We start from the raw sequence: 25,556 nt of genomic DNA on the forward strand, positions 1-25,556 counted from the left end.
ATTCGATCCGCTCCAGGATGATAACAACTACTGTAACCCTCACTCTCCCCCTCTTTAATTATTATAATTCCAAATCTCCGGTAAAGTCTTCGCTGACATCCTTACCAGCCAAACCATCGGCTACTCCCTTATAAGCATGTTTACGTGCATAATTAGCATCCCAAAGGTTCGGAGCGTCATTCGGTATCCAATTCACATGTTCTTTTTCATTGTCCGATACTCCCCAGATGGTAATACCATATTGTTTATCCACCGGAATATACTTCTTGTACATATCAATAACATACTGATACATTTCTGCCTGTTGTGCCAGATTTTCAGTAGTAGGCGACGAGGTGTTAACCTTAATATCCAACTCGGATACTTTAATCAACTTGCCGGTAGCACCCAGTTTCTGGAACATTTGAGCAATATTGTCTTTATTGGAATCAATAGCAATATGCATTTGTGTACCAATACCATCCACTATGGCCCCTTTGCTTTCGATGTATTCCACATATTTAATCAGACCGTCACACTTATTGAGGTTATATTCCAGATTATAATCATTGATGAATAGTTTATCATCCGGATTTCCATACTGACGGGCAAGTTTGAAAGCTTCTACTGCATAGTCTTTCGGAGTCAGGAAATAATCTTGCCAGTAGAATTCATCAGAAGCCAGATCAGTTTTGCCTTTACCAGTCTTAATGTCTGATGTTTTTCCGTCATCCATTGGTTCATTGACTACGTCCCATGCATGAACATAAGGTTTGCAATGGGTAACCATCTTTGAAATCCAGTCTTCCATAGCATCTCTGATAATCTCGGCTTTTTCTTCGTCGGTCTTCTCAATGATAGTAGGACCGGAAGCACGAGTGACAGCACGTGTCTCCACCACTTTCTCCGACAATACGATATTATCTATATAATAATCACCCGCACTAACTCCGAAATTGATACAGAATCGATTCATATCCTCTTTAGACACTGTAAATTCTTTCTTAAATTCTGTCCAAGTCGTACTCACATTTCCATCTACATAGCATTCACCTGCATAACTCGTTGAGTTCTGAATTTGAATTTGGAAAGTAGTTGAGACACTTGCTTTAATCATAGCAGAGAACTCATAGGTCTTGCCGACTTCCAAAGGAGTATCAAAGCCATATCCAGCCTGTGCCTTATATGCATTGCCCGCCCCTCCGTCAACAGAACTAGTCAGCTTCATCGAATATGAACTTCCATATCCTTCACCTTCTTCCGAAATCGCGGCTTTTCCACTACTCCAAGCTCCCCAAGGAGTAATAGCTTTGCTTTCAAAATCTCCGTTAGAAATCAGATTAACCACAGTAGGATCGGCATCTTTGTCTGTCACAACAATATTATCTACATAATAAGTCACATCCGGCAAATAACCAAATTCAAATGCAATCTGAAATGTAGTACTAACAAAATCATTCACTGTGATCTTCACCTGCTGCCATTGAGACGTTGTCTCAAAAGCTTCCGTCCAACTGCCACCTGTAGCATACCAGTCTTTATATGGATAATTATTTCCTAACCCAGCGAAAGTCAACCGGGCTTTACCAGCTTTATCCGAACGGACAAAAAATGAAATTTCATAATTATGCCCACTTACTGCTGAAATGTCAGGAGTATATAATTGCACAGAATGAGCAGCCGTTACAGAAGATCCTACTGTAAATTTCAATGCTTTGGAAGTAGTTGTCAGTCCTTCCCCTTCCACAATGGACATCGCATCACTTCCATTTTTACGATTCCAGCCATCAAAGGTTCCATCTTCAATGCCTGACAGATCCAACAAATTACTGCCCGCCGGTCCCGGAATAACTTCCGGTGCAATCAGACTATTCAGATAACTCGCATTCTGATTAGTGTGCCAAATCAGACAGTGTCCATAAATGCTTATACCCGCTTCTGTAGTCTTTGTAAACAATTGATCTACCTTATCAAATTTCAAATTCCCTTTAGAATCGACCATAGGACCGTGCTTCATGGCATATCCTATCGTCAGATCATTAAAGTTCTCATTCACAATGGTAGTCGTTGTCTCGTCACCAAGATATTCATCCATCCCCACTCCGATACCCAACTTAAAGTTGGGATCGGATAAATATTCTTTCAACGGCTTGTAACGGGAAATCTTTTCAGCCAACTGTAAAGGCAGTTCGGAAGAAGTAACCGCTCCATGTGTAGGGTCTTTATACCACTCCATCTTATTATCGTCACACGATGTCAATATCAGCACCGACAAGGCAACAAACGGAAGCATATTTCTGTATTTCATAATCTTTTCAATTTAAAGTCATTATTATTCTGCATCCTCTTCTTCATCCGGGAAATCGGTATATTCCGGCTTCGTCAAAGGTACGACACGCCAGTTATCAATATAAATCTTCACGGAAGTTGTTTTGGATAGAAACTCTGTTTCTTTATCCGAGCTCGCACCTGTGATCTTATCCAATGTAATATCAGAGTTCTCAAAATAGAAACCGAAGTTGGCATAAGAAGCAGATGCACGGGTAGCGGCCACATCGGCAAAAGTGGTCCAAGCTCCGCTGGATGCTTTCGATTTGTAGAATTCACTGAACGGAACAGTTACAGTCTGCCAACCGGTTGTCTGGAAAGGAACGATCTTTCCGCCTACAAGCCACGGTACGTAATTATAACAGTCTCTCTCCCATTCTCCACCATTGAATCCGTTCTGACCACAAATCTTCAGGAATCCGGATTCAGACCAAGGTTCGGGCACATAAATTTCAAACTGAATAGCACATTCGGCAACAGGAGTTTCAGCAGGGACACCCAGCGTCAACCAGTCAGGATCAGTGCCATTACCAGCTGTCCAAACTTCAGCACAACGATTCTTCGCTGCTGCCACCGGCAACTGTCTTTCTAATGGCAAACGACAGTAAGCACCTTGCGACACATTACCTTCACCAATCGAAGCAGATTCCAGTTCGGTTGTTTGAATCATACTTTCAGAATCGCCCCATGCTCCTTGTGCACCCACTCCGTCGAAGTTCAACAACAAGCCTTTCTTATAATTGAAATAGGCAGGAGAATAAGCACCACCATTCGAACCTTCTACGAAAATAGAACCGCCCTCTTCAGAAACTCCGGCAGGCATATCCACCATAAAATATTCACCGTCAAGATCAGAAATAATACCTTCTGTCACCACCACATTTCCGGGGAAAACGACTTTTGCTATTTCCGTCAATCCACTTCCGTAAACAATGATAGGTTCACCTATATTCGGCATACAGTTGGAGATTTTCGTTATAGACGGTGCAGCAGCACGAATCTGGAAATCATAAACGTATTCACCGCCATCTTTTACCAAACGAATTGTATTACGTACATTCTCGTCTGCTTCTGTAGTCGGAACTTTACTGTTCACACTAACCAGAAAAGATTTATTCGAAACAAATACCGGATTAAAATAACAGTTATATCCATTAATATACACTTTCTTCAATCCGTTGAATCCTTCACCTTCAATTCGGATCAGTTGTCCCAAACGGGCAAAATCAACCAAACGGTCAGGAACATTCGACTTCGCGTCTTCCAGATAGATCCCTGTTATGTTCATCACAGAACTTCCGCCATTATCGTCATCGTCGTCACACGAAACAAATGAACAAGAGCAGATGAGCAGGCTCACCAATAAGCCAAATGCTTTCATACTATTTTTATATATCAAGCTTTTCATTCGTATTCTCGTTTTTAATTAAACAAATCAGTTATTCTGTCTTCCTTAAATGCATAAGGCACAGGATCTGCTTTCAACAAAGGATTTTGCACAGTCTCCGATTCCGGATAAGGAAGAAGGAATATACTGGAATCGACGTCACCTATGGCACGCTTCGTTTCATCCGAATCCTCGTCTCTCTTCAAAGTCTGTGTATCCGCATCCCATACTACAGGAATAGCAGTACCCCTATCCTGTCCGGTGATATAATTGAGTACTTCCTGTTGTTTATAATAAGCTCTACGTACCAAGTCATACCAATACTGTCCTTCCAGACAAAGTTCCAGTCTACGCTCACGACGAATATCTTCGTAAGTAATCGAATTTTGGGGTTCCAAACCGGCACGCTTGCGCACTTTGTTAAAGTATTCCATTGCATCGGCATCATCTGTTGAAGGATTATTTCCCAATATAGCTTCTGCATAAATCAGATATACTTCTGCCAGACGCAACATGTAAGTATTGATAGGAGTACTTCCGGAAGTGATCTTCGCATTATCTTTGCTAGAACCACAAACATATTTCTTACAATAAATTCCGGAAACAGTACCCGATGCTTTCTTCTCACAAGTATATCCTCCGTTTGCTTTCTGTATTTCAGGATAATGATCGCCATAAGCCATCCAAGTCGGCTGACGCCGTTTATCTCCTTTTTCATACTCCCAAATCACGTCCGGTTGTGCAAAAACATAACCGCCCCATGCACGGTCATTACCGGTAATAGCCGACTCACAAGCAAAATAGTCCTGTATCGTATTACATTCCCCATACGTACCATTACTAACCCATTGTAAAGCAAATAGTGTTTCCGAGTTGTTATTTTTATCAATCATAAACAAATCGGCATAATCAGTCATCAGTTCAAAATTTCTGTTTTCTATCACTTTTAAAGCCGCTTTCTTTGCCAAATCCAGATAGTCCTGATTACGGGTCGCACTATTAGGGTTACTACTATAACCGGCATACGTCAGATAAACACGCGACAACATGCCAAAGGCACTGTATTTATTGACACGTCCGGCAGCAGAAGAAACCTCCGGCAAATATTTTGCCGCAAATTCCAAGTCACGCATCGCAAATTCATAGACATCACTTACCGGGCTAGTATTGACAATTGGATTAGCCACCAGTTCATCCGTATCCTCATTTATAATAACATTTCCCCATAACATCGCCAGATAGGAATAAGCAACTCCACGCATGAACCGTGCTTCAGCAATATATGGGTTCTTCACTTCTTCGCTATTGGATGAGTTACCTTTGATCCCGTTAATAATCTTATTAGTTTGCTGTACTATATTGTATAATGAGCCCCAAGCCGAAACTAACGGCCCCGTCAATCCGGTTTCGGTCAAATCGGCAAAAGGATAGATATAATTAGAGGTTGTCGCACAAAGGTTGAATCCGCGTCCATCACCCAGTCCATAATAGAACTTATCGTTAAAGTCGAACCACACCTTATTATACAAAGGAGCTGTTGCTGCCCGGAAATCATCTTCCGTTTGATAAAAGTTATCTCCTGCGATATTGGAGTTATCTTCAGAATCGAGGAAGTCACTGCATCCTGCAAACGCCAAAGCTACAGCCAACATGAAAGAGTATATATATTTACTTGTTTTCATATTTAGTCACTTTAAATGATTAAAAGGTTAAATTCAGACCGAATGTATAAATTCGCGGAGAAGGATAACGATAGTTATCAAAGCCTGTAAGCAAAGCGTCCTGATTGGCAGAACCTATTTCCGGGTCCATCCCTTTGTATTTTGTGAATGTATATACATTCTGCAGGTTACAATAAAGTTTCAGATTCTGAATACCAATCGGTGCCAACCATTTACGCGGGAACGTATAGCCGAAAGAGATAGACTGAATACGCAGGAAAGAACCATCTTCCACAAAGCGGTCACTGAAACGATAATTGGAATCATCTGTCCCTTTGGCAATAGCCATACGGCAAGCATAAGGGTCACCGCCTACAATCTGTATATTCCGATAATCATCCGGACCATTCGGATCAATCAAAGCCAGTTGTGCATAATCCAACGCCGATTTCAGGATATTATTATTGCCCCGTGGATTTTCAAGTTCACGACGCCCCCAGTTTACAACTTCATTTCCCACCGATCCGGTCAGGTTAATGCTCAAGTCGAAGCCTTTATAAGAGAAAGAGTTACCGAAGCCGAAAGTAAAGTCCGGTTCAGGATTACCGATATAAGTACGGTCCTGTTCATTGATAACACCGTCTTTGTTTACATCTTCAAAAATATAATCACCAATCCAGATACTATTCTTGGAAATCGACATACCTTCAGGCAATGCTACCGGCTTAATTGCTCCGGAAGCATCTTTATAGTAAAAGTCAGTAGCCTTTTCAAAGCGGCCAATCACTTTATAACCATAAAACTGTCCGATAGGGTTTCCTACTGATGTACGTGTCAGTACGGTTATTGTTTCGCCTGTCTGATTACTCTTATCTATCAGGCTGGTTGCCGTATCCAGCGATTTTACTTTATTACGGTTCATAGAGAATACCACGTTACTTCTCCATTGAAATCCGCCTTTATCAATATTCACTGTATTTAAAGTCAACTCAAGTCCTTTATTCTCCAAAGAACCCACATTCTTCCAGGGTGCGGAAGTAGAGCCCTGACCTGAAGTTCCCACGTAAGCAGGAAGAGGCACTTGCAACAACAAATCATTTGTTTTCTTATAATAAATATCGGCTATCAATTCAATCCTGTTCTGGAAAAGATTAATATCAAGTCCCAGATTACTTGAATAAGTAGACTCCCATTTCAATTCGGGATTCGGAGTATTGCCAGCCAGCAATCCTGTTCCCCAAACGGTAGCAACAGATGAATAAATGGCTTTATATGCATTATTAGGCACATTCTGATTACCTACAACACCCCATCCTAAACGCAATTTCAGATTATTAATAATATTGTTGTCTTTCAAAAAAGATTCATTGGAAACCTTCCAAGCCAAAGCAGCCGACGGGAACCATCCCCAACGATTATCTTTGTAGAATTTGGAAGAACCGTCGCGACGAAGAGTAAATGTCAACAGATATTTGTCATCGTATGAATAGAACAGACGGCCGAAATAAGATAAAATCGAACTTTCTCCACTATTACCATTATTCTTGGCTGTTGCGGCATCTCCCAATGTCAGGTCGGTTGCAGCATTGGACAAATATCCCATACGGCTTCCCATCAGATATTCCCATTTGCTCTCCTGCATTTCCTGGCCAATCATTGCATTCACATTGTGCACTCCAAAAGTTTTCATGTAATTCACGATATTTCTCCAACTCCAGAACTTATTATATGATTTGGAGAAAGTCCCCTGACGGTCCGTATTTTCAATCGCACCAAAAGTATATGAGGGATCAAATTTATAAGTATTAGTTACCCCATAATCGAAAGACAATTCCGTTTTAAACGTCAGTCCGTCAATGATAGTAGCTTCAGCATAGGTGTTTGCCCGAATACCCATTTTCTCGTTGCGGTTATCCTTAATCATGGCAAGACCCACCGGATTCGTTTGTACCCATTCGTCCGTATCCGGTCCGTCAAATGTGCCTTCAGCATTACGAACAGCCACACTCGGACTCTGCAATAAAGCAGTTCTAATCAACGACTCGTCAGATACAGTCAATTTCTGACGGGAATTACTAAACGCAAAGTTAATACCCATTTTTAAATAGCTCTTCACCTGGGCATCAAAACTACCTCGTAAGTTCAGACGCCTGAACCCTGAACCAACAGCAATACCATCCTGATTGAGGTAACCTGCTCCCAATGCATAGTTACTTTTATCAGTACCTCCGGTCACAGAAAGATTATGACTGGTCATCATAGCTTTAGAGAACATCTCATCCTGCCAGTCTGTACCCTCACCTAGTAAATCCGGACGAACAAAGTTATTATCCTTGTTCACTATTCCCCAATCATTTCCCGAATAGTCTTTTCCTGAACGAACATTCTTATGCTCCGCATATTCACGCAGATTCAGCATATCCAGTTTTTTAGGCATTTCCTGCCATCCTATATATCCGTCATAAGTTATTTGCGCCTCACCCTTCTGTCCACGTTTGGTAGTAATCATAATCACACCGTTTGCAGCTCGCGCACCATAAATAGCAGTGGCGGAAGCATCCTTTAATACGTCCATAGAGACGATGTCCGAAGGATTGATAGATGCCAGTGCATTATCACTTCCCGAACCTGTGGAACCGTCGATGATAACACCGTCAATGACAAAGATAGGTTCATTGGAGGCATTCAAAGAGTTGATACCACGAATACGGATGGAAGAACTACCACCGGGCATACCGCTATTAGCCTGTACCTGCACACCAGCAGCACGTCCTTGCAGTACCTGGTCAACGGAAGTCACTACAGATTTCTTAATGGCTTCATCGTTGACCGATACAACAGAACCGGTCAGGTCACTACGTTTCATCTGACCATATCCAACTACAACTACTTCGTCTAATACTTTTGCATCTTCTTTGAGGGTAATATCAAACTGCTTTTTCCCGGCTACAGGAATCGTTTGTGTCTGATATCCGATAAAAGAAATCTTCAAGCTACCTTTGGCTGATACATTCAACTTAAAATTACCATCCAAATCGGTAACTATACCATTGGTAGTGCCAGCTTCTACTACACTGGCTCCGATAATCGGTTCGCCCGATGCATCTTTGACCATCCCCGTCACGGAAACAGTCTGTGCCAATACCCATACAGGGAAGAGGCAGAAAAGAATGATAAGACCTAACGGTCGAAAATAATGATTTGTGCTTTCCATAAAATCATTTTTTTAATTAATAATGATAGTGGTTAATCCAAGTTATAGGTTTTTCTCTTCTTATTTATAATAAGGAATAGAGTAAGGAATTCATGTTTCCATAAGCAGTTATTATTTTAAGGTGTCCGACAATTCATTTTTTTGGTTAATGCAAATTTATGGATAATATATCAAGCATAGGTGGAGATTTTGTTTCAAGCAATTGACAGGCGGTTACATACACTTGCATGTACGTTACAAGCTATTGCACACCCGTTACATACCCCTCCCAGAAGCATCCCTAAAGGGTTTGCACGTAACATCAGTAAAAGGAAAAGTAACAAAGCTAATGCTATTTTAATTTAATATAGTATCTTTGTCTATATAAAAAGCACCAATAAACCCTGCTTATATTAATGAGTATGAAAGCACAAATCCTATTCCTTTTTTCCATATACTATTTCCTGATAGGAAGCACTCCTGTTATGAAAGCACAGACCGGCAAATTCTATTCAACAGACAAAGAACTTTCCAACAGTCTGATCAATGCCGTATATCAGGACCGGAAAGGATTTATCTGGATAGCTACCGAAAACGGACTTAATAAATTCGACGGGACACGTTTCTCGATCTATCGACATAATGCTACGGATAGCACCAGTTTGAAAAACAACTATGTACGGACATTATTCGAAGACAGTCGCGGTAATTTCTGGATCGGATGCATCAATGGCTTACAGCGATATGACCGCGCCACAGACAACTTTCACGAATTATTCATCTCTCGGAAAGACGGACGAAAGAATCCTCATATCACTTCCATTATTGAACGCCGGAACGGAGATCTTTGGATAGCAACTTCCGGACAAGGCGCCATATCCCTAAAAAAGAACAGCAATCCCGCCTCCTTCCATATCGAAACCGAACTGACAGACCGGATAGGTAGTAACTACCTGAATGTCATTTTCGAAGATTCCCGGCAAAATTTATGGATTGCTACAGAAGAAAAAGGACTTTACCGTTATTCTCCGGAAAATAAAGAGCTTAAAAGCTATAAAGCACCTTATCATATAGCAGGTGATGACGTTTCTGCCATTTGTGAGGATGCACACGGACAAATTTTCGTAGGAACCTTGACAAAAGGTCTTTTCAGACTATCATCCCGACAGGAAGGAAACTTCGAACCTGTCCTCTACCAAAACCGGATGAATTTGAATATCCGGACTCTCATCATTGATACCCGTGGAAAACTTATCATAGGAACAGACGGTGAAGGAGTAAAAGAATATCAGCCTCAACAAGATATTATTGTGGACAGTGAGATTAATGCGGGTCCCTTTGACTTCTCCAAATCCAAGGTTCACTCGTTAATCGAAGATAAAGATCACAATTTATGGCTGGGCATTTTTCAGAAAGGTTTGATACTAGTGCCCGGCATTTCAAATAAGTTCGACTACTACGGCTACAAATCAATACACAACAACACCATTGGTTCCAGCTGTGTTATGGCTATTCATACAGATGAACAAGCTACAATCTGGATAGGTACGGATAACGACGGATTATATGCCATAAACGATCAGGGAAAACAATTACGCCATTACACCCATCAGGCAGGTAATCCCCAATCTGTCCCCGGCACTATCCTATGTCTCTATGAAGATTCCAATCAGGAACTTTGGCTAGGATCTTACTTCAATGGTCTGGCACGGATGAACAAACAAACCGGAACATGTCAAGATGCCACCTCGCTTTTACAAGGAAATCTTAACGCAGGCAAGCCCAAAGTTTCCTGCATCATTGAAGACAAAAACAAGAATCTCTGGGTGGGTACTTATGGTTCGGGCTTATACAAAATCAATTTACCAACTCAACATGTCACCTATTACGAATCTACCCGCAACGAAAACGATGACTGGAGCATCAACCGACTTCCAAACGATTGGATCAGCTACCTACTGGAAGATAGAGAGGGAATGATATGGATCGGCACTTATAAAGGTCTGGCCGTACTCAATCCTCAAACGGACAATTTTATCAATTATAAAAAGCAAAACAATCTCCTCCCCGGGTATGTCGTTTACAGTTTATTGGAAAGTAGTAATGGAGAGATCTGGGCTGGTACTTCCGAAGGATTGGTCTGCCTGAATAAAGACAGACTAACACCTGTACTTTTCACTACTGCCGATGGACTCCCCAGTGATATTATTTGCGGCCTGGCTGAAGACGAGAAAAAAAATATATGGATCAGTACCCATCAGGGAATCTCCAAACTGAATCCTCCGGAAAAGAAGTTTATCAACTATTATGCAGGCGACGGTCTGCAAGGAAATGAGTTTACGCGCACTGCTGTATTTAAAGATAAACGCGGCAAGATATTTTTTGGAGGTACCAATGGAGTAACAGCTTTCTACCCCCAGGATATCACCGAAATCAAAAAAGAAATGAATGTATTGATTACCGGCTTTCACGTTGCTAACCGCCCTGTGAAAAAAGGGGATAAATCCGGCAACAATGTCATCACTGATACTGCTGTCATGGATACCGAGCAATTTACACTGGCATATAATGAAAATACATTCAGCATTGATTTTTCTGTTTTGGAATTCAGCAATCCCGACCGGATTAGTTATCAATATAAGATAAAAGAATTAGGCGATGAATGGATCAGTACGCAACCGGGAACAAACCGGGTGACTTATAGCAGTCTGAAACCGGGGAAATACACTTTCTCCGTACAGGCACGCGACCATAATAATTTCTCTAATATCCGCACAGTTACTATTGCCATCACTCCACCCTGGTACCAGACCTGGTGGGCAAAAGTAATCTGGGGATGCCTCGGAGCATTACTAATCTATGCTCTTACCATGTATATTCTGTCACGTATCCGCCACCGGCAAGAAGTGATGCGACAAAAACACATGGAACAGATTAACGAAGCCAAATTACAATTCTTCATTAATATCTCACATGAAATACGTACCCCGATGACTCTTATCATCAGCCCGTTAGAGAAACTGTTAGCCGAACATTCCGAGAAACAACCGGTTTATCTCATGATTTACCGGAATGCCCAACGTATTCTACGTCTGATCAATCAACTGATGGACATACGAAAACTGGACAAAGGACAAATGCATCTGAAATTCCGGGAAACAGACATCGTAGGATTTATCAATGACTTGATGCAAACATTCAATTATCAAGCGCAAAAAAAGAACATCACATTTACTTTCGAAAAAGAACTGGAAGGTGCTGATTCTCTGAAAGTATGGATTGATCTAAATAACTTTGACAAAGTATTGATGAATGTCCTTTCCAATGCTTTCAAATATACACATGAGGGAGGAAATATCGAAGTGTCATTGAAAACCGGTCACAACGATGCCTACCGGAGTGCTTTGAAAGATTATTTCGAGATAGATATCACCGATAACGGAATCGGTATTGACAAAAACAAAATAGAACAAATATTCGAACGTTTCTATCAGATTGACAACGACATGACACAATCTAATTTCGGTACAGGAATCGGACTGCATCTTTCACGGTCGTTAGTGGAACTGCACCACGGCATCATCAAAGCAGAAAACCGCGAAGACGGACAAGGAACCCGTTTCATCATCCGCCTGCCGTTAGGTAGTAATCACTTGAAAGCAGAAGAACTGGAAAATCCTGAAGAAACCGGAAGCGAACCAACAATCTCCCAACTTCCCAAAGATTCGATCTATGAAACGGAAGAAGAAAACAAAACTAACGAGTACAGGAAACCCAAAGCAAAAACACGTTATCGCGTCTTAATCGTAGAAGATGATGAAGAAATACGCCGCTACATACGTAGCGAACTGGATAGTGATTTCCGTATCTATGAATGTACAAATGGACGGGAAGGACTGGAAACCATTTTGAAGGAGAAACCCGATCTCGTCATCAGTGATGTTATGATGCCCGAAATGGATGGGATCACTCTCTGCCGGAAAATAAAACAGAATATCAATATCAATCATATACCGATTATATTATTAACCGCCAAATCGAAAGCCGAAGACCAAATCGAAGGGCTTGAAATTGGAGCAGATGCTTATATCGTAAAACCATTCAACACTGAATTATTACGAACTACTATCAGTAATCTGATAGCCAATCGGGAAAGACTGCGCGGCAAACTGGTAGGTGAACAACAAGTAGAAGAAAAAATAACAAAGATAGAAATGAAGTCCAATGATGAGATCTTGATGAGTAAAGTAATGAAAACCATCAATGACCATCTTGCCGACCCTACCCTTAATGTAGAGATGCTGGCAGCCAACGTTGGAATGAGCCGCGTACATATGCACCGCAAATTAAAGGAGTTGACTAATCAGTCAGCACGAGATTTCATTCGTTCTATCAGACTGAAACAAGCTGCCAATCTGCTACGTGAGAAGAATCTAAGCGTTTCGGAAGTTGCATACGCTACAGGCTTCTCCAACCTCTCTCATTTTTCCAATACATTCAGAGACTTTTACGGAATTTCACCGAGTGAATATAAAGAACAACAGATGTAACAAACAGAATTAGACTTGTTACAAACAAGAATCTAAATTAGAAAGAAAGCCGTTATTGATATGACAAATAATGACTAAAGCTACTTATACATAATCAATGCAGACTGTCCGGGAATAATTACTTCCGGTCCGATCTGCGTACCTAATCCACGCACATCTATCACACCATCTTTGCATACCACTGTATATTTACCAACAGGCACTTCCAAACGCGCAGGAGTCATACGGGAATTAAAAGCCACGATAATATCTTCCCAACTATCTCCGTTCGCATGATCCTTCAGGCGGAATGCAATCAGGTTTTGTCCTTCCACCGGAAGAAACTCCAGATGCTTCCGAACCTTTTCCGCATCTCCCATACGGAAAGCGGGATGGGACTTACGCAGATCTATGAGTCGCTTATAATACATGAAAACATCTCCGTTCGTCGTTTTACGTCGCCAATCGATAGCATTGACTGCATCCGGACTCTTATAACTATTATCCACCCCTTGTTTATCGCGCATCACTTCTTCTCCCGCATAGATAAAAGGAATACCTTGCGAAGTGAAGACTACCGTCTGCGCAAGCTTATCAAGCCGGACCAGTTGCTCGGGAGTAACGCCCGGCATACTTGCTTTCAAGCGATCAACAAGGCACAAACCGTCATGGCAGGAAACGTAGCTAATCATCTGGGTAGGCTGCTCCGCCCACGGTTTCTGACTATAATTAACAGAATCACACCGTACTTGCGGATGCTCAATAGCACCCACAATTCCGAATTTAACACTCATTTCTGCTCCCGGAACTCCGGCGAGGAAAGCCCCTTTCTCCTTTTTCCACACAGGTCCGCAAAGCCCATCACGCAATTCATCCGAGAATACGGCAATTCCCGGCATGTGGGAAACATTCCCTTTCATTGCCAACGAATCTGCCGGATATTGGGGAGTGTCGGCTGCCCAACCTTCTCCATAAATACAAATGGTAGGATCAACCTTGTTCACCGCTTTCCGGATCTCATTCATGGTTTCAATATCATGCACTCCCATCAAGTCAAAACGGAAACCGTCAATATGATATTCTTTTATCCAATAAAGAACGGACTCTATCATAAACTTGCGCATCATAGGGCGTTCACTTGCCGTCTCATTACCGCATCCGGAACCATTTGCCAATGTCCCGTCTTCTTTCTGACGATAAAAATAACCGGGAACAGTACGTTCAAAATTACTTTCAACGGTATTAAAAGTATGATTATAAACCATATCCATTATCACACGGATACCAGCTCTATGCAGTGCTTGTACCATTTGTTTGAACTCTTTCACACGAGTGGCAGGTTGATAAGGGTCAGTTGAATAAGAGCCATCCGGCACATTATAATTCGCCGGATCATATCCCCAGTTATAGTGGTTTTCTTCCAGTTTTGTTTCGTCGATAGAAGCATAATCAGAAGAAGGAAGAAGATGTACATGTGTCACTCCCAGTTCTATCAAGTGATCGATACCGGTCAATAACTTATCTGAATTCATGGTCCCGTGTTCAGTCAATGCGAGGTATTTACCTTTATTCTTAATTCCCGAAGTAGAATCAACCGAGAAGTCACGATGATGCATTTCATAGATAATCATATCAGCAGGAGATTTCAGAGAAGGACGTCTGTCACTCTCCCATCCCTCGGGATTTGTAGTCTTCCAGTCAATAATGGCAGCACGTTTCCCATTCACTCCGACAGCATGGGCATTGATTCCCGGCGTGTCTCCCTGCCATTTATCATTGATTTTTACATTGAAGGCATAGAATTTGCCAAGCAGGTTCTCATCTACTGAAGTTGTCCAGGTTCCATCTTCTGTGGGCTCCATCTTTACTGTTTCATAAGCATGTCCGCCTTCACCGGCATCATATAGCATCAGGCGTACTTCTTCTGCAGTTGGTGACCAAAGATAAAATTTGGTTGCCAACGGCGTATATTCCATTTCCGTAAGACTTCCCGTACGAACCGGATACAGCTCAAAAGAAGCATATTCCTTTTTCGCAGGGGAGCAGCTCATTACTGTTGTCACTGTAGTCACCCCTAATATTGCTAAATAATTACTTCCCATCTTCATTTAAACCTCCCCTAGATATTTCCTTTATATCTATCCCTATAATCAGTCGCTTTACTTCACCTTATCCGGATTCTTCGCTATAAAATCCTTCCAGCTATTATAACCTTTTTCCATGGTCGGCCGCCCCATTTGCAGGAAATGACAATAGGCTGCTGCCAATCCGTCTGTTGCATCCATAAAAGTAGGCATATCCTCTTTGGGAAAGCGCAACATCCGCTGCAACATATCCGCTACCTGTTCTTTGGATGCCTGCCCGTTTCCGGTGATAGCCATCTTTATCTTCAAAGGAGCATATTCCGTAATCGGAATGTCCCGGCTCAACGCCACTGCCATCGCTACCCCCTGTGCACGGCCCAACTTCAACATCGATTGTACATTTTTACCGAAGAAAGGCGCTTCAATAGCCAGCTCATCAGGCAGATAACTTTCAATAATACTCAATACCCGTTCATGGATATGGCGAAGTTTCAGATAGTGGTTGGCAAATTTACGCAAGTCGATAATCCCCATCGCAATCATTTCGGGCTTGGTTCCTTTCACTCTTAGAACACCGTATCCCATGATTGTCGTACCGGGGTCAATCCCCAGGATTATCTTTTCTTTTACCGGTTGAATCACTCTATCACCTCCATCAGGGTCGGAAACCCGATCACTTTATCTTTAAATATTTTTGCCAGTTCGTCATTTAGCCGCACTCCCTGTTCCAGATGCCAGCGATGTAGTAATCCACTGCTTTCCACCTCCCATTGCAAAGAATACGCACTTCCTTCTTCCCGATGACTTAATATCCGGCAAATGCGGGGTGCCTTCAACGCACCGTGTTTCTGTACTTCAGGAATATAACTCTCTTTTATCCAAATCATGAAATTGTCGTGAACGTCATCGTCCACTTGAAAAGTTGTATTATAAATCAGCATATCTTAATTTCATACTATTATTTACCGCAAACATAGCAATTATTTCAGAATAATGCATTATATTTGCGGCAACAAAAAAGATTCGTTTACAAACGTTATCATATAAGATAGAAAAGGGGCGTTAGCTCATCTGGCTAGAGCGCGACACTGGCAGTGTCGAGGTGATCGGTTCGAGTCCGATACGCTCCACTTTTTAAAAGAGCAATTTCCAAAAGAGTTGCTCTTTTTTGATAGCCTTCTTGAAGTAATTATATTGTACGAATCAGAACCAAGTTATTTGATAATTATGGAGCGCAAACTTATCATTCGTAATTTTGGAGCTATCGCTTCAGCAGATATTGCATTGAAAGACTTCAATATCTTCATAGGTGAACAAGGAGCCGGAAAGAGCACAGTGGCCAAACTAATTACTATCTTCGAGAATAGTAGGGATAAAGTTTTGAAGGTTGATTCCGACTATTTAATGACTAAGTTCTCCGAGTACAATATTATTTCGTATTTTAATCCGGACAGCTATATTAGTTATTCTTCAGAACAAGGAGATATCACCTACGAAGATGGTTCCTTCAATTTCACTTTTTCGTACCATTCGACAAGCCATAATTTATACATTCCGGCAGAACGCTTCTTCATTAGTACATTCTCCCGCTCCATAGCTACTTTGGTGTTGTCCAAAGCACCTATACCAGTCACATTGTTGGAATTTGCCTCTTTCTATGAAAAAGCAAAGAACCTATTCGTAAATTATCAAGTTCCTATTTTCAATATAATATTCCAAGTCCGTGAGGCTAGTGAGAATCTAGTTTTAAGCAATTATGATAAAATCATTCCATTCAAAGACGCATCGTCGGGTATTCAATCCGTCGTACCCTTACTCATGGTTATTGATTACATCACCAAGGAGCAATCGGACACTCACTTCGTAATAGAAGAACCGGAACTTAATCTCTTTCCTGAAACTCAAATTGCTTTGCTCCAACACATAGTAAAAGAATGTCATCAGCTGACAATAACAACTCATAGCCCATATCTACTGTCGGCTTTAAACAATATGCTAGAAGCCGGTAACGTATCTAAGTTACACCCGGAAAAAGAAGAAGAGATTGCAGCACTCATGCCTAAAAGCAGTTGGGTTGACTTTAATAAAATTACTGCCTATAAGATAGAAAAAGGACATATCATTTCTATCTTAGATAAAGAATATAACATCATTGTCGCCGACCAAATAGACTCTACTTCAGATGAACAGGGAAGGATTTTTTCTTCATTATTAGATTTAGAATAATATGGCAATATTCAAACAAGCCTGCACATGGGAAGTAACAGATAAGTTGCTGGTAGTAAAAGAAAATAAATGCAAATGCGTTTTCTCAAATCCCAATCAGCATCTACTCACAAAAATAAAGGTTGATGGTTGCCAAATTACTGATGGCATCAGATGTGACTACCTGATACTCGACCATTGTCACAACGAATATTTTGTTGAATTAAAGGGGAAAGATCTGCCTCATGCTGTTGAACAACTGGAAGCCAGTATCCAGCAATTATCAGCCCCCAACCATACAATTAAAAAAAAGGCTATTATTGTATCAAGCCGTAATCCCTCCAATGACACTTCGGTACAAAGAGCTAAAGCTATGTTCAAGAAAAAATATGGAGTAGAGCTTATACCCAAGAATATACAAATAGAAATTACAATCAAATAATATCCCGACAAATCAGACTTCCTTTTTTTTGCATAAATAGCAAAAAAAGGACCTTTATTCAAGGTCCTTTTTAATCACTTCGTCCATTTCTTTTATACGTTTCTCACGATCTTTAATGGGACCGTCTTTCTTGTCATTCTTAAATGCGTCATCGGCACGGTCGGCAACCTCGCCGCTCCATTCCTCAAACTGGTCCTTAGCCGGACGACCATTCGGCTCGATATTTTCCTCGGCTATCGAATCATGCCTGTTAATCATATCATCCATAAGTTTTCGTTTTAAAAGTTTATGGCTATAAGACAATACAAACGAAGAAAAGTTTTCTATTTTAATGATTTTTGAAGAAATCAGCCATGTTATTATACTATCAAAGAAACACTCCAGCCCAATCTGTGTCATTCATCCAGATACCTATATAAATTGCAGTTGCCGGCAACGTCCAGTACATTCAGCTCTTTCAAGCGTTTTTCCACTTTCTTTTGTGAAACCAGCCCGAAATTCCGTAACATATCACGCAACTTCCTAAACCCATATTGAGAAGTGATTTGTAGCAGTTCCCGAAGTGTTTTTATATCAGCTTCAGAAATGATCCGCTGCGACCGAATATCGAATTTCAATTCTGTGATAGGAGTATCGAGCAAAGCCTTTACCGCTTTTATATCTTCGGGAATAAAAATTTCCGGATTCTTTTCTTCTGCCTCTCTCATGAGCATATCATTATCAAAGCCATTTTGGCGAGATTTCATTTCATACGCCCGTACTGTTGCTCTAAGGCGGATATTTTCTTCCTTATAAGTCCTAAGGAATCCCGCTTGAGATTTTATTTCCTGTACAAGTCCCTCAAATGCCTTCTGCGCTTGACGATATTTCATGCGTTTCCGAACACTAAAATCCTTAATATTTCCTTGTAAAACGGTATAAAGAAATAGTTGCCGTCTTTCATCATTCCTTATCATTCCGGCAAGCTCCTTTATTATTAACCGGATCAATGGGGTCAACTCTTTCAGTGATTGAAGTAGAAAAAATTCCTCTTCATTTTCCTTCATCTTCTCATCCATCCGGCGTTTGTGTTCTTCTTCGGAAAGACTGAACCGGATATTTCGTTCAAGACAATCCGTCAGACTGTTTTCATCAAGCATTAGATAATCGCCGACTTCTGAATAAATAATCTCTTGCCTTTTACACCAAGTAATAATACGTCTGGTAGATACCTGATACTTGGTTGCCGCTTCTTCAATACCAATCCATTGTTTTGTTGCCATAACTCGTTTGTTTTTAGATGTATACGTCGCAACCGGATATAAAAAAGGTGCGAACGATACATATATTTCCCAACAGCGGTACTAGCAAAACCGACAGATGAAAATACAGTATGCCCGCACCAGAACTTATATATCGATAGGGATATAAGCTTGGCACGGACATTTGATTTATCATCTGTTTGAAAATTGCTAGTTTCCTGTTAGATAAATTAAATGTCCTATAAATACAAGTCCGGCTGTCAAAGGTCCGGTCCTTGATTGCAAATATACTTCTTTTTTCTGAAAAGAAAGATAATAAATGACAAGCTTTTTAGTTACAATAGAAATTTTATATAAGACAAATAAGTAAACAACTACACGGGAGAATAGTTTCATCGGTGAGAAACTAAAGTTCCATCAGTGTGAAACTATAGTTTCATCAGTAAGAAACTAATAGTTCCAAGCAAGAGAAACTAAAGTTTCAAGGCGATGAAACTGTAGTTTCGAACCACAAAACCAATAGTTTCAAGGCTTGAAACTATCGGTTACAAGGCAGGTCCCGCCCCGTAAGTACAGGGGTAATAAATAAAATAGCTTATCTGCCTGTGGTTAATACTATTCAGGCAATGAAACTTCATCTGTGATTTTTACTTGATTTGGGTATGCATCTCTACCATACCGTCTTTGCAGTGCGTTTATCTCTTCTTAGCTTTGCAGTGACAGCATTATTGCCGTCACAGTGCTGTCACCATACTGCTGTCACGCCATTAACTTTTCATAATCAAACAGTTAAGTTACAATCTGTGACAGATGACAGCAAATTTATTTTTTTTATTTATTGGAGAGAGTATAAGTTCAACTTATAAATGCAATATTTCTTTTTTATTAATCGGACTTTAGATGCAAAGTTGCTTATTTATTCCGATAGAGTTGCGGACGGAAAGGAACATAAAGAGTGTAATTACTATCCGCCGGCTTTCCTCCCACCAATGCAGGTGACCATTTCGGCATTCCTTTGACAATGCGGAGAGCCTCCTCTGCAAATTCCGGATGAGTGGAACGTAGAATATGAGGACGAAGGATAACCCCTTCTTTATCAATAGTAAACTCACATAAAGCATAACCCGAAACATTCTTCTCCAAAAGCCCTGACGGATAAACCATTTCACTGGCAATATATTCTTCCGGAGTCATCGCAGAGAAATGAGCAGGTTCCTCCACCTGTCTTCCGGAAAGTGTCTTTGAACGGGGACCCACCGGATAAATTCCGATATACATCGGCCGCTTATAAGCATCCGGCTCTTCCTTGGTGCGCTGTTGCAATGCTTTTAATAAAGCAGCAGCCTCCACTGCCAACGTCTGTTCAGAAATATTTTCCCCTCGGGATAACATATAAGCCGACTGACAAACCAACACGAGACGTTCCATCAACGTTCCCTTTTCCGGCGACCATTTACGTCCCATCTGCTCTTTACCTTTAGCATCCGTAGAAGAGAAAAAATAAACAATTCCATCCAAACCAGCCGTAGAACCGTCCAAATCCTGTACCTGCTCTGTCACCAAACGAAAGATAGCCCCTAAAGACTGATATAGGGAAGCACTAATGACAACCGATTTAGTATCCACCGTCACCGTCCCCTTCTCTGCCTGCCAATAAGTACGCGATAATGTGTTCGAAACCAGGGTATAACGTCCATTCCTCTTCTCTACCGACATTGCATACTCCGGCGAAAAGGAAGGGATAGCTGCAAAACGCGCATAAGGCTGTTTCTGGAAGCCCGTATTAAGTAAAGAAAACACACTACGATAATATTCGCCTAACTCGCCTGTATAAGTGGAAAAAGGTTTCACCGGCTCCAAATAGTCAATCTGGGCCGCAAGGCGAAAAGAAAAGGTTAAAAGCAGAAGACAGAAAACAATCTTTTTCATAAGTTGCCGGATTTTCGGTACATATCGGCAACAAAGATACAAATTATTTCGATGGTTCGTGATAAAATTATATCTTTGCACGGTTTTTACTAAGAAACTGAATAACAATACATCAAAAATATGATAGCTAAGATTGAACAACTTCTGAAAGAGGTGGAAGCCTTACACGCCTCCAATGCCGAAGAACTCGAAGCTCTCCGCATCAAATACCTAAGTAAGAAGGGAGCCATTAACGACTTAATGGCAGATTTCCGTAATGTAGCTGCCGAACAGAAAAAAGAAGTCGGCATGAGACTGAATGAACTGAAAACAAAAGCGCAGGACAAAATCAACGCGCTGAAAGAAATGTTTGAAAGTCAGGACAACGATTGTGACGGACTGGATTTGACGCGTTCGGCTTATCCTGTGGAACTCGGTACACGCCACCCGCTCACCATTGTAAAGAACGAAATCATTGATATCTTTGCCCGTCTGGGATTCAGCATTGCCGAAGGTCCGGAAATTGAAGATGACTGGCACGTGTTCTCGGCACTGAACTTTGCCGAAGACCATCCGGCACGCGATATGCAGGATACTTTCTTTATCGAAGCTCACCCGGACGTAGTATTGCGTACACATACTTCTTCTGTACAGACTCGTGTGATGGAAACTTCACAGCCTCCTATCCGCATCATCTGTCCGGGACGTGTATATCGTAACGAAGCTATCAGCTATCGCGCACACTGTTTCTTCCATCAGGTAGAAGCGCTGTATGTAGATAAAAACGTATCATTCACCGACTTGAAGCAGGTATTGCTGCTCTTCGCCAAAGAAATGTTCGGTGCTGATACAAAGATCCGTCTGCGTCCGTCTTACTTCCCGTTTACCGAACCAAGTGCGGAAATGGATATCAGCTGTAATATCTGCGGCGGTAAAGGATGTCCGTTCTGTAAACACACCGGCTGGGTAGAAATCCTCGGTTGCGGTATGGTAGACCCGAACGTACTTGAATCAAATGGTATAGACAGCAAAATATACAGCGGTTATGCCCTCGGTATGGGTATCGAGCGTATCACAAACCTGAAATATCAGGTGAAAGACCTCCGTATGTTCTCTGAAAACGATACACGCTTCCTAAAAGAATTCGAAGCGGCATATTAATAATGTGCTAAATTTACCAGTATGCCAATGTTCCCAATGAAACCGTCGGACGGTGATCGGGACATTGGCATATTCATCAACAGACCAATCAGGCCAACGGCGTTGGTTTCCAATCAACGCGAATCGGTCGATTGAACGATCATTCATTATGGCAAAGGATAGACTCATTACTCCCAGTTATTGTTTCATCTTGGCAGCCAACTTCCTGCTATACTTCGGTTTCTGGTTGCTGATTCCTGTTTTGCCGTTCTATTTATCCGAATTCTTCCAGGCTGGAAATTCCACTATCGGCATTGTCCTCTCCTGCTACACGGTGGCAGCTCTCTGTATCCGTCCATTTTCCGGTTATCTGCTCGACACGTTTGCCCGAAAACCTCTTTATCTGTTTGCTTACTTCATCTTTATGATGATGTTCGGCGGATATTTAATTGCCGGTTCCCTTACCTTATTTATTATATTCCGAATCATTCATGGCGTCTCTTTCGGAATGGTCACAGTAGGCGGAAACACGGTAGTAATAGACATTATGCCCTCTTCCCGGCGAGGGGAAGGCTTAGGTTATTACGGGCTTACCAACAACACAGCCATGTCCATCGGACCGATGTTCGGACTGTTTCTGCATGATGCGGGAGTTTCTTTTGCTACGATATTCTGCTATGCATTCGGTTCCTGTATTTTAGGTTTTCTATGCGCAAGTCTGGTTAAAACGCCCTACAAGCCTCCTGTGAAACGGGAACCGATCTCGCTCGACCGCTTTATCCTGATGAAAGGACTGCCTGCCGGACTTAGTCTGCTGTTACTTTCCATCCCTTACGGAATGACTACCAACTATGTCGCCATGTACGCCCGCCAAATAGGATTGAACACACAAACCGGATTCTTCTTCACCTTTATGGCAATCGGTATGGCCATCTCGCGTATCTTTTCAGGAAAACTGGTGGATCGCGGAAAAATAACGCAAGTAATAGCTGCCGGATTATACCTGGTTGTTTTCAGCTTCTTCCTGCTTTCAACTTGTGTATATGTGATTCAATGGAATGATACAGCCTGTACCTTGCTATTTTTTGGCATCGCATTATTAATGGGTGTCGGGTTTGGAATTATGTTTCCGGCATTTAACACGCTGTTTGTCAACCTCGCCCCCAACAGTCAGCGGGGAACAGCGACTTCCACCTACCTCACTTCCTGGGATGTAGGAATCGGTATCGGTATGCTGACGGGAGGATATATCGCAGAAATAAGTACATTTGATAAGGCCTATCTTTTCGGAGCCTGCCTGACGGTAGTTTCCGCCCTCTATTTCAAACTAAAAGTGACGCCTCATTACCATAAAAACAAGCTACGATGAGAAAGAAAGAACGTTATGAGAAAGTAATCGCCTGGTTTCAGGACAACATACCTGTGGCCGAAACCGAACTGCATTACAACAATCCGTATGAGTTGCTGATCGCTGTTATTCTTTCTGCACAATGTACGGACAAACGGGTGAATATCATCACTCCTCCTTTGTATAAAGATTTTCCGACTCCGGAAGCATTGGCTGCCACTACGCCGGAAGTGATTTTCGAATATATACGAAGCGTGTCTTATCCCAACAACAAAGCCAAACATCTGGTCGGTATGGCAAAGATGCTGGTGAATGACTTCAATAGCGAGGTGCCGGATAATCTGGAAGATCTGATAAAGTTGCCCGGTGTAGGAAGAAAGACTGCCAATGTGATCCAGTCGGTTGTATTCAAAAAAGCGGCAATGGCGGTAGATACACACGTGTTCCGTGTCAGCCACCGTATCGGACTGGTGCCCGACAGTTGCACCACCCCGTTCAGCGTGGAAAAAGAACTGGTGAAGAATATTCCGGAAAAGCTCATACCGATTGCCCATCACTGGCTCATCCTTCACGGCCGTTACGTTTGTCAGGCACGTACTCCCAAATGTGACACCTGTGGTTTGCAAATGATGTGCAAATATTTCTGTAACACCTATAAAGTTACAAAAGAGGAACCAAAAGCCAAGAATAAATAACGATTTAATAGCAAGGAACCGAAATAAATAGTAACTTTGCGGTCGTTCTAAAAGAAGAATTTTAAAAACACTTTTAAATAAAAATAGAGTATTATGCAGACAATTGACAAATTCAATTTTGCCGGTAAAAAGGCATTTGTTCGCGTGGACTTCAATGTACCCCTGGACGAAAACTTCAACATTACAGATGACACTCGTATGCGTGCAGCTCTTCCTACTTTGAAGAAGATTCTGGCAGACGACGGAAGCATCATCATTGGCTCTCACCTGGGCCGTCCGAAAGGCGTTGCCGATAAATTCTCTTTGAAACATATCATCAAGCATCTGTCTGAATTGCTGGGCGTTGAGGTTCAGTTCGCTAACGACTGCATGGGCGAAGAAGCTGCTGTAAAAGCTGCTGCTCTGCAACCGGGAGAAGTGCTGTTGCTCGAAAACCTTCGTTTCTACGCTGAAGAAGAAGGCAAACCAAGAGGTTTGGCAGAAGATGCAACTGACGAAGAAAAAGCTGCTGCTAAGAAAGCAGTAAAAGAAAGCCAGAAAGAATTTACCAAGAAATTGGCTTCTTACGCTGACTGCTACGTAAACGACGCATTCGGTACTGCTCACCGTGCACACGCTTCTACAGCATTGATCGCTAAATATTTCGATGTAAACAACAAGATGTTCGGTTACTTGATGGAAAAAGAAGTGAAAGCTGTTGATAAAGTATTGAACGATATCAAACGTCCGTTCACTGCTATCATGGGTGGTTCTAAAGTTTCTTCTAAAATCGAAATCATCGAAAACCTGTTGAGCAAGGTGGACAACCTGATCATCGCCGGTGGTATGACTTATACATTTACTAAAGCAATGGGTGGTAAAATCGGTATCTCTATCTGTGAGGACGACAAACTTGACCTGGCTTTGGATTTGATGAAAAAAGCAAAAGAAAAAGGTGTAAACCTGGTATTGGCTGTTGACGCTAAGATTGCTGACGCATTCTCTAACGATGCAAATACTAAATTCTGTGCTGTTGACGAAATTCCTGACGGATGGGAAGGTCTTGATATCGGTCCTAAGACTGAAGAAATCTTCGCTAACGTTATCAAAGAATCTAAGACTATTCTTTGGAACGGTCCTACAGGCGTATTCGAATTTGACAACTTCACTCACGGCTCACGTGCAGTAGGTGAAGCAATCGTTGAAGCAACTAAGAACGGCGCATTCTCACTTGTTGGTGGTGGCGACTCTGTAGCTTGTGTTAACAAGTTTGGTTTGGCTAGCGGTGTATCTTATGTTTCAACTGGTGGTGGCGCATTGCTCGAAGCAATCGAAGGAAAAGTTCTTCCGGGTATCGCTGCTATTCAAGAATAAGATAATTGTTAAAATCACATAGTTAATTATTAGAAGGGCAGTTCTTTGTGAAAAGAGTTGCCC

Annotated in this window: 17 protein-coding genes and 1 tRNA gene; 8 read left to right on the forward strand and 10 right to left on the reverse strand. The window is 41.7% G+C overall.

The genetic code is table 11. The features are described from left to right. Positions 1-61: 61 nt before the first annotated feature. From KQP79_RS07560 to KQP79_RS07575, 4 genes are read right to left on the reverse strand one after another with little or no spacing between them, the layout of a single operon-like run. Positions 62-2,287: an endo-1,4-beta-xylanase gene (locus KQP79_RS07560; protein ID WP_117514346.1), complete on the reverse strand. Its 2,226-nt coding sequence runs from the start codon at positions 2,285-2,287 to the stop codon at positions 62-64. Positions 2,288-2,311: 24 nt separating this feature from the next. Further along, positions 2,312-3,715: a glycan-binding surface protein gene (locus KQP79_RS07565; RefSeq protein ID WP_008774778.1), complete on the reverse strand. Its 1,404-nt coding sequence runs from the start codon at positions 3,713-3,715 to the stop codon at positions 2,312-2,314. Positions 3,716-3,729: 14 nt separating this feature from the next. Then, positions 3,730-5,376, reverse strand: a complete 1,647-nt coding sequence (locus KQP79_RS07570) for a RagB/SusD family nutrient uptake outer membrane protein (RefSeq protein ID WP_008774779.1) — start codon at positions 5,374-5,376, stop codon at positions 3,730-3,732. A 19-nt stretch (positions 5,377-5,395) separates the two neighbouring features. Further along, positions 5,396-8,569 (reverse strand): SusC/RagA family TonB-linked outer membrane protein, encoded by a 3,174-nt coding sequence (locus KQP79_RS07575; protein WP_004311414.1) that lies wholly within the window; start codon positions 8,567-8,569, stop codon positions 5,396-5,398. A 395-nt stretch (positions 8,570-8,964) separates the two neighbouring features. On the opposite strand from KQP79_RS07575, the gene KQP79_RS07580 reads away from it, so the two are divergent. Beyond that, entirely contained in the window at positions 8,965-13,098 is a 4,134-nt protein-coding gene (locus KQP79_RS07580; protein ID WP_061447808.1) for a two-component regulator propeller domain-containing protein, read from the forward strand. An 80-nt stretch (positions 13,099-13,178) separates the two neighbouring features. Here the strand turns inward: KQP79_RS07580 and pulA are convergent, their stop codons facing one another. From pulA to KQP79_RS07595, 3 genes are read right to left on the reverse strand one after another with little or no spacing between them, the layout of a single operon-like run. Continuing rightward, complete coding sequence (gene pulA, locus KQP79_RS07585) at positions 13,179-15,185, reverse strand: type I pullulanase (RefSeq protein ID WP_061447807.1); 2,007 nt, start codon at positions 15,183-15,185, stop codon at positions 13,179-13,181. 51 nt (positions 15,186-15,236) lie between these two features. Beyond that, positions 15,237-15,803, reverse strand: coding sequence for a crossover junction endodeoxyribonuclease RuvC (ruvC, locus tag KQP79_RS07590; RefSeq protein WP_004300848.1), 567 nt, complete (start codon positions 15,801-15,803; stop codon positions 15,237-15,239). Further along, positions 15,800-16,102: a DUF4286 family protein gene (locus KQP79_RS07595; protein ID WP_004304386.1), complete on the reverse strand. Its 303-nt coding sequence runs from the start codon at positions 16,100-16,102 to the stop codon at positions 15,800-15,802. Before KQP79_RS07595 ends, ruvC begins: the two co-directional genes overlap by 4 nt. Before the next feature lie 115 nt (positions 16,103-16,217). Here KQP79_RS07595 and KQP79_RS07600 point away from each other — a divergent pair. From KQP79_RS07600 to KQP79_RS07610, 3 genes are all read left to right on the forward strand, one after another. Next, positions 16,218-16,291: transfer RNA gene (locus KQP79_RS07600), tRNA-Ala, on the forward strand. A 97-nt stretch (positions 16,292-16,388) separates the two neighbouring features. Further along, on the forward strand, positions 16,389-17,387 hold the full coding sequence (locus tag KQP79_RS07605; protein ID WP_004311410.1) for an AAA family ATPase: 999 nt from the start codon (positions 16,389-16,391) through the stop codon (positions 17,385-17,387). A gap of 1 nt (position 17,388) precedes the next feature. Beyond that, positions 17,389-17,808 (forward strand): hypothetical protein, encoded by a 420-nt coding sequence (locus tag KQP79_RS07610; RefSeq protein WP_004304388.1) that lies wholly within the window; start codon positions 17,389-17,391, stop codon positions 17,806-17,808. Positions 17,809-17,862: 54 nt separating this feature from the next. Here KQP79_RS07610 and KQP79_RS07615 read toward each other — a convergent pair whose 3' ends face one another. From KQP79_RS07615 to KQP79_RS07625, 3 genes are all read right to left on the reverse strand, one after another. Further along, on the reverse strand, positions 17,863-18,075 hold the full coding sequence (locus KQP79_RS07615) for a hypothetical protein (protein ID WP_004304389.1): 213 nt from the start codon (positions 18,073-18,075) through the stop codon (positions 17,863-17,865). Positions 18,076-18,203: 128 nt separating this feature from the next. Further along, the gene (locus KQP79_RS07620) at positions 18,204-19,070 is read right to left on the reverse strand and encodes a hypothetical protein (protein ID WP_138343136.1); all 867 of its coding nucleotides are present in this window, start codon (positions 19,068-19,070) and stop codon (positions 18,204-18,206) included. Between the two features lie 891 nt (positions 19,071-19,961). Further along, a complete protein-coding gene (locus KQP79_RS07625; protein WP_004300861.1) occupies positions 19,962-20,978 on the reverse strand; it encodes an energy transducer TonB in 1,017 nt (338 codons plus the stop codon). A 120-nt stretch (positions 20,979-21,098) separates the two neighbouring features. Here KQP79_RS07625 and pheS point away from each other — a divergent pair, with 120 nt between their 5' ends. The 4 genes from pheS (at position 21,099) to KQP79_RS07645 (ending at position 25,493) form a co-directional block, all read left to right on the forward strand. Beyond that, positions 21,099-22,118 carry a phenylalanine--tRNA ligase subunit alpha gene (pheS, locus tag KQP79_RS07630; RefSeq protein ID WP_004300862.1) on the forward strand — a complete coding sequence of 340 codons (1,020 nt, stop codon included), beginning with the start codon at positions 21,099-21,101 and terminating at the stop codon, positions 22,116-22,118. Positions 22,119-22,266: 148 nt separating this feature from the next. Continuing rightward, positions 22,267-23,466, forward strand: a complete 1,200-nt coding sequence (locus tag KQP79_RS07635) for an MFS transporter (RefSeq protein ID WP_022200071.1) — start codon at positions 22,267-22,269, stop codon at positions 23,464-23,466. Beyond that, positions 23,463-24,140, forward strand: coding sequence for an endonuclease III (gene nth / locus KQP79_RS07640; RefSeq protein WP_004300865.1), 678 nt, complete (start codon positions 23,463-23,465; stop codon positions 24,138-24,140). Before KQP79_RS07635 ends, nth begins: the two co-directional genes overlap by 4 nt. A gap of 93 nt (positions 24,141-24,233) precedes the next feature. After that, entirely contained in the window at positions 24,234-25,493 is a 1,260-nt protein-coding gene (locus KQP79_RS07645; protein ID WP_138343135.1) for a phosphoglycerate kinase, read from the forward strand. The last annotated feature ends 63 nt before the right edge of the window (positions 25,494-25,556 follow it).

The sequence above is a fragment of the Bacteroides sp. DH3716P genome (assembly GCF_025914115.1).
GTDB classification, from domain to species: Bacteria; Bacteroidota; Bacteroidia; order Bacteroidales; family Bacteroidaceae; genus Bacteroides; species Bacteroides ovatus.

Coding starts and splice junctions, on each gene's coding strand:
- KQP79_RS07560 (WP_117514346.1), bottom strand. CDS start 2,287: ATGAAATACAGAAATATGCTTCCGTTTGTTGCCTTGTCGGTGCTGATA.
- KQP79_RS07565 (WP_008774778.1), bottom strand. CDS start 3,715: ATGAAAAGCTTGATATATAAAAATAGTATGAAAGCATTTGGCTTATTG.
- KQP79_RS07570 (WP_008774779.1), bottom strand. CDS start 5,376: ATGAAAACAAGTAAATATATATACTCTTTCATGTTGGCTGTAGCTTTG.
- KQP79_RS07575 (WP_004311414.1), bottom strand. CDS start 8,569: ATGGAAAGCACAAATCATTATTTTCGACCGTTAGGTCTTATCATTCTT.
- KQP79_RS07580 (WP_061447808.1), top strand. CDS start 8,965: ATGAGTATGAAAGCACAAATCCTATTCCTTTTTTCCATATACTATTTC.
- pulA (WP_061447807.1), bottom strand. CDS start 15,185: ATGAAGATGGGAAGTAATTATTTAGCAATATTAGGGGTGACTACAGTG.
- KQP79_RS07595 (WP_004304386.1), bottom strand. CDS start 16,102: ATGCTGATTTATAATACAACTTTTCAAGTGGACGATGACGTTCACGAC.
- KQP79_RS07605 (WP_004311410.1), top strand. CDS start 16,389: ATGGAGCGCAAACTTATCATTCGTAATTTTGGAGCTATCGCTTCAGCA.
- KQP79_RS07610 (WP_004304388.1), top strand. CDS start 17,389: ATGGCAATATTCAAACAAGCCTGCACATGGGAAGTAACAGATAAGTTG.
- KQP79_RS07615 (WP_004304389.1), bottom strand. CDS start 18,075: ATGGATGATATGATTAACAGGCATGATTCGATAGCCGAGGAAAATATC.
- KQP79_RS07620 (WP_138343136.1), bottom strand. CDS start 19,070: ATGGCAACAAAACAATGGATTGGTATTGAAGAAGCGGCAACCAAGTAT.
- KQP79_RS07625 (WP_004300861.1), bottom strand. CDS start 20,978: ATGAAAAAGATTGTTTTCTGTCTTCTGCTTTTAACCTTTTCTTTTCGC.
- pheS (WP_004300862.1), top strand. CDS start 21,099: ATGATAGCTAAGATTGAACAACTTCTGAAAGAGGTGGAAGCCTTACAC.
- KQP79_RS07635 (WP_022200071.1), top strand. CDS start 22,267: ATGGCAAAGGATAGACTCATTACTCCCAGTTATTGTTTCATCTTGGCA.
- nth (WP_004300865.1), top strand. CDS start 23,463: ATGAGAAAGAAAGAACGTTATGAGAAAGTAATCGCCTGGTTTCAGGAC.
- KQP79_RS07645 (WP_138343135.1), top strand. CDS start 24,234: ATGCAGACAATTGACAAATTCAATTTTGCCGGTAAAAAGGCATTTGTT.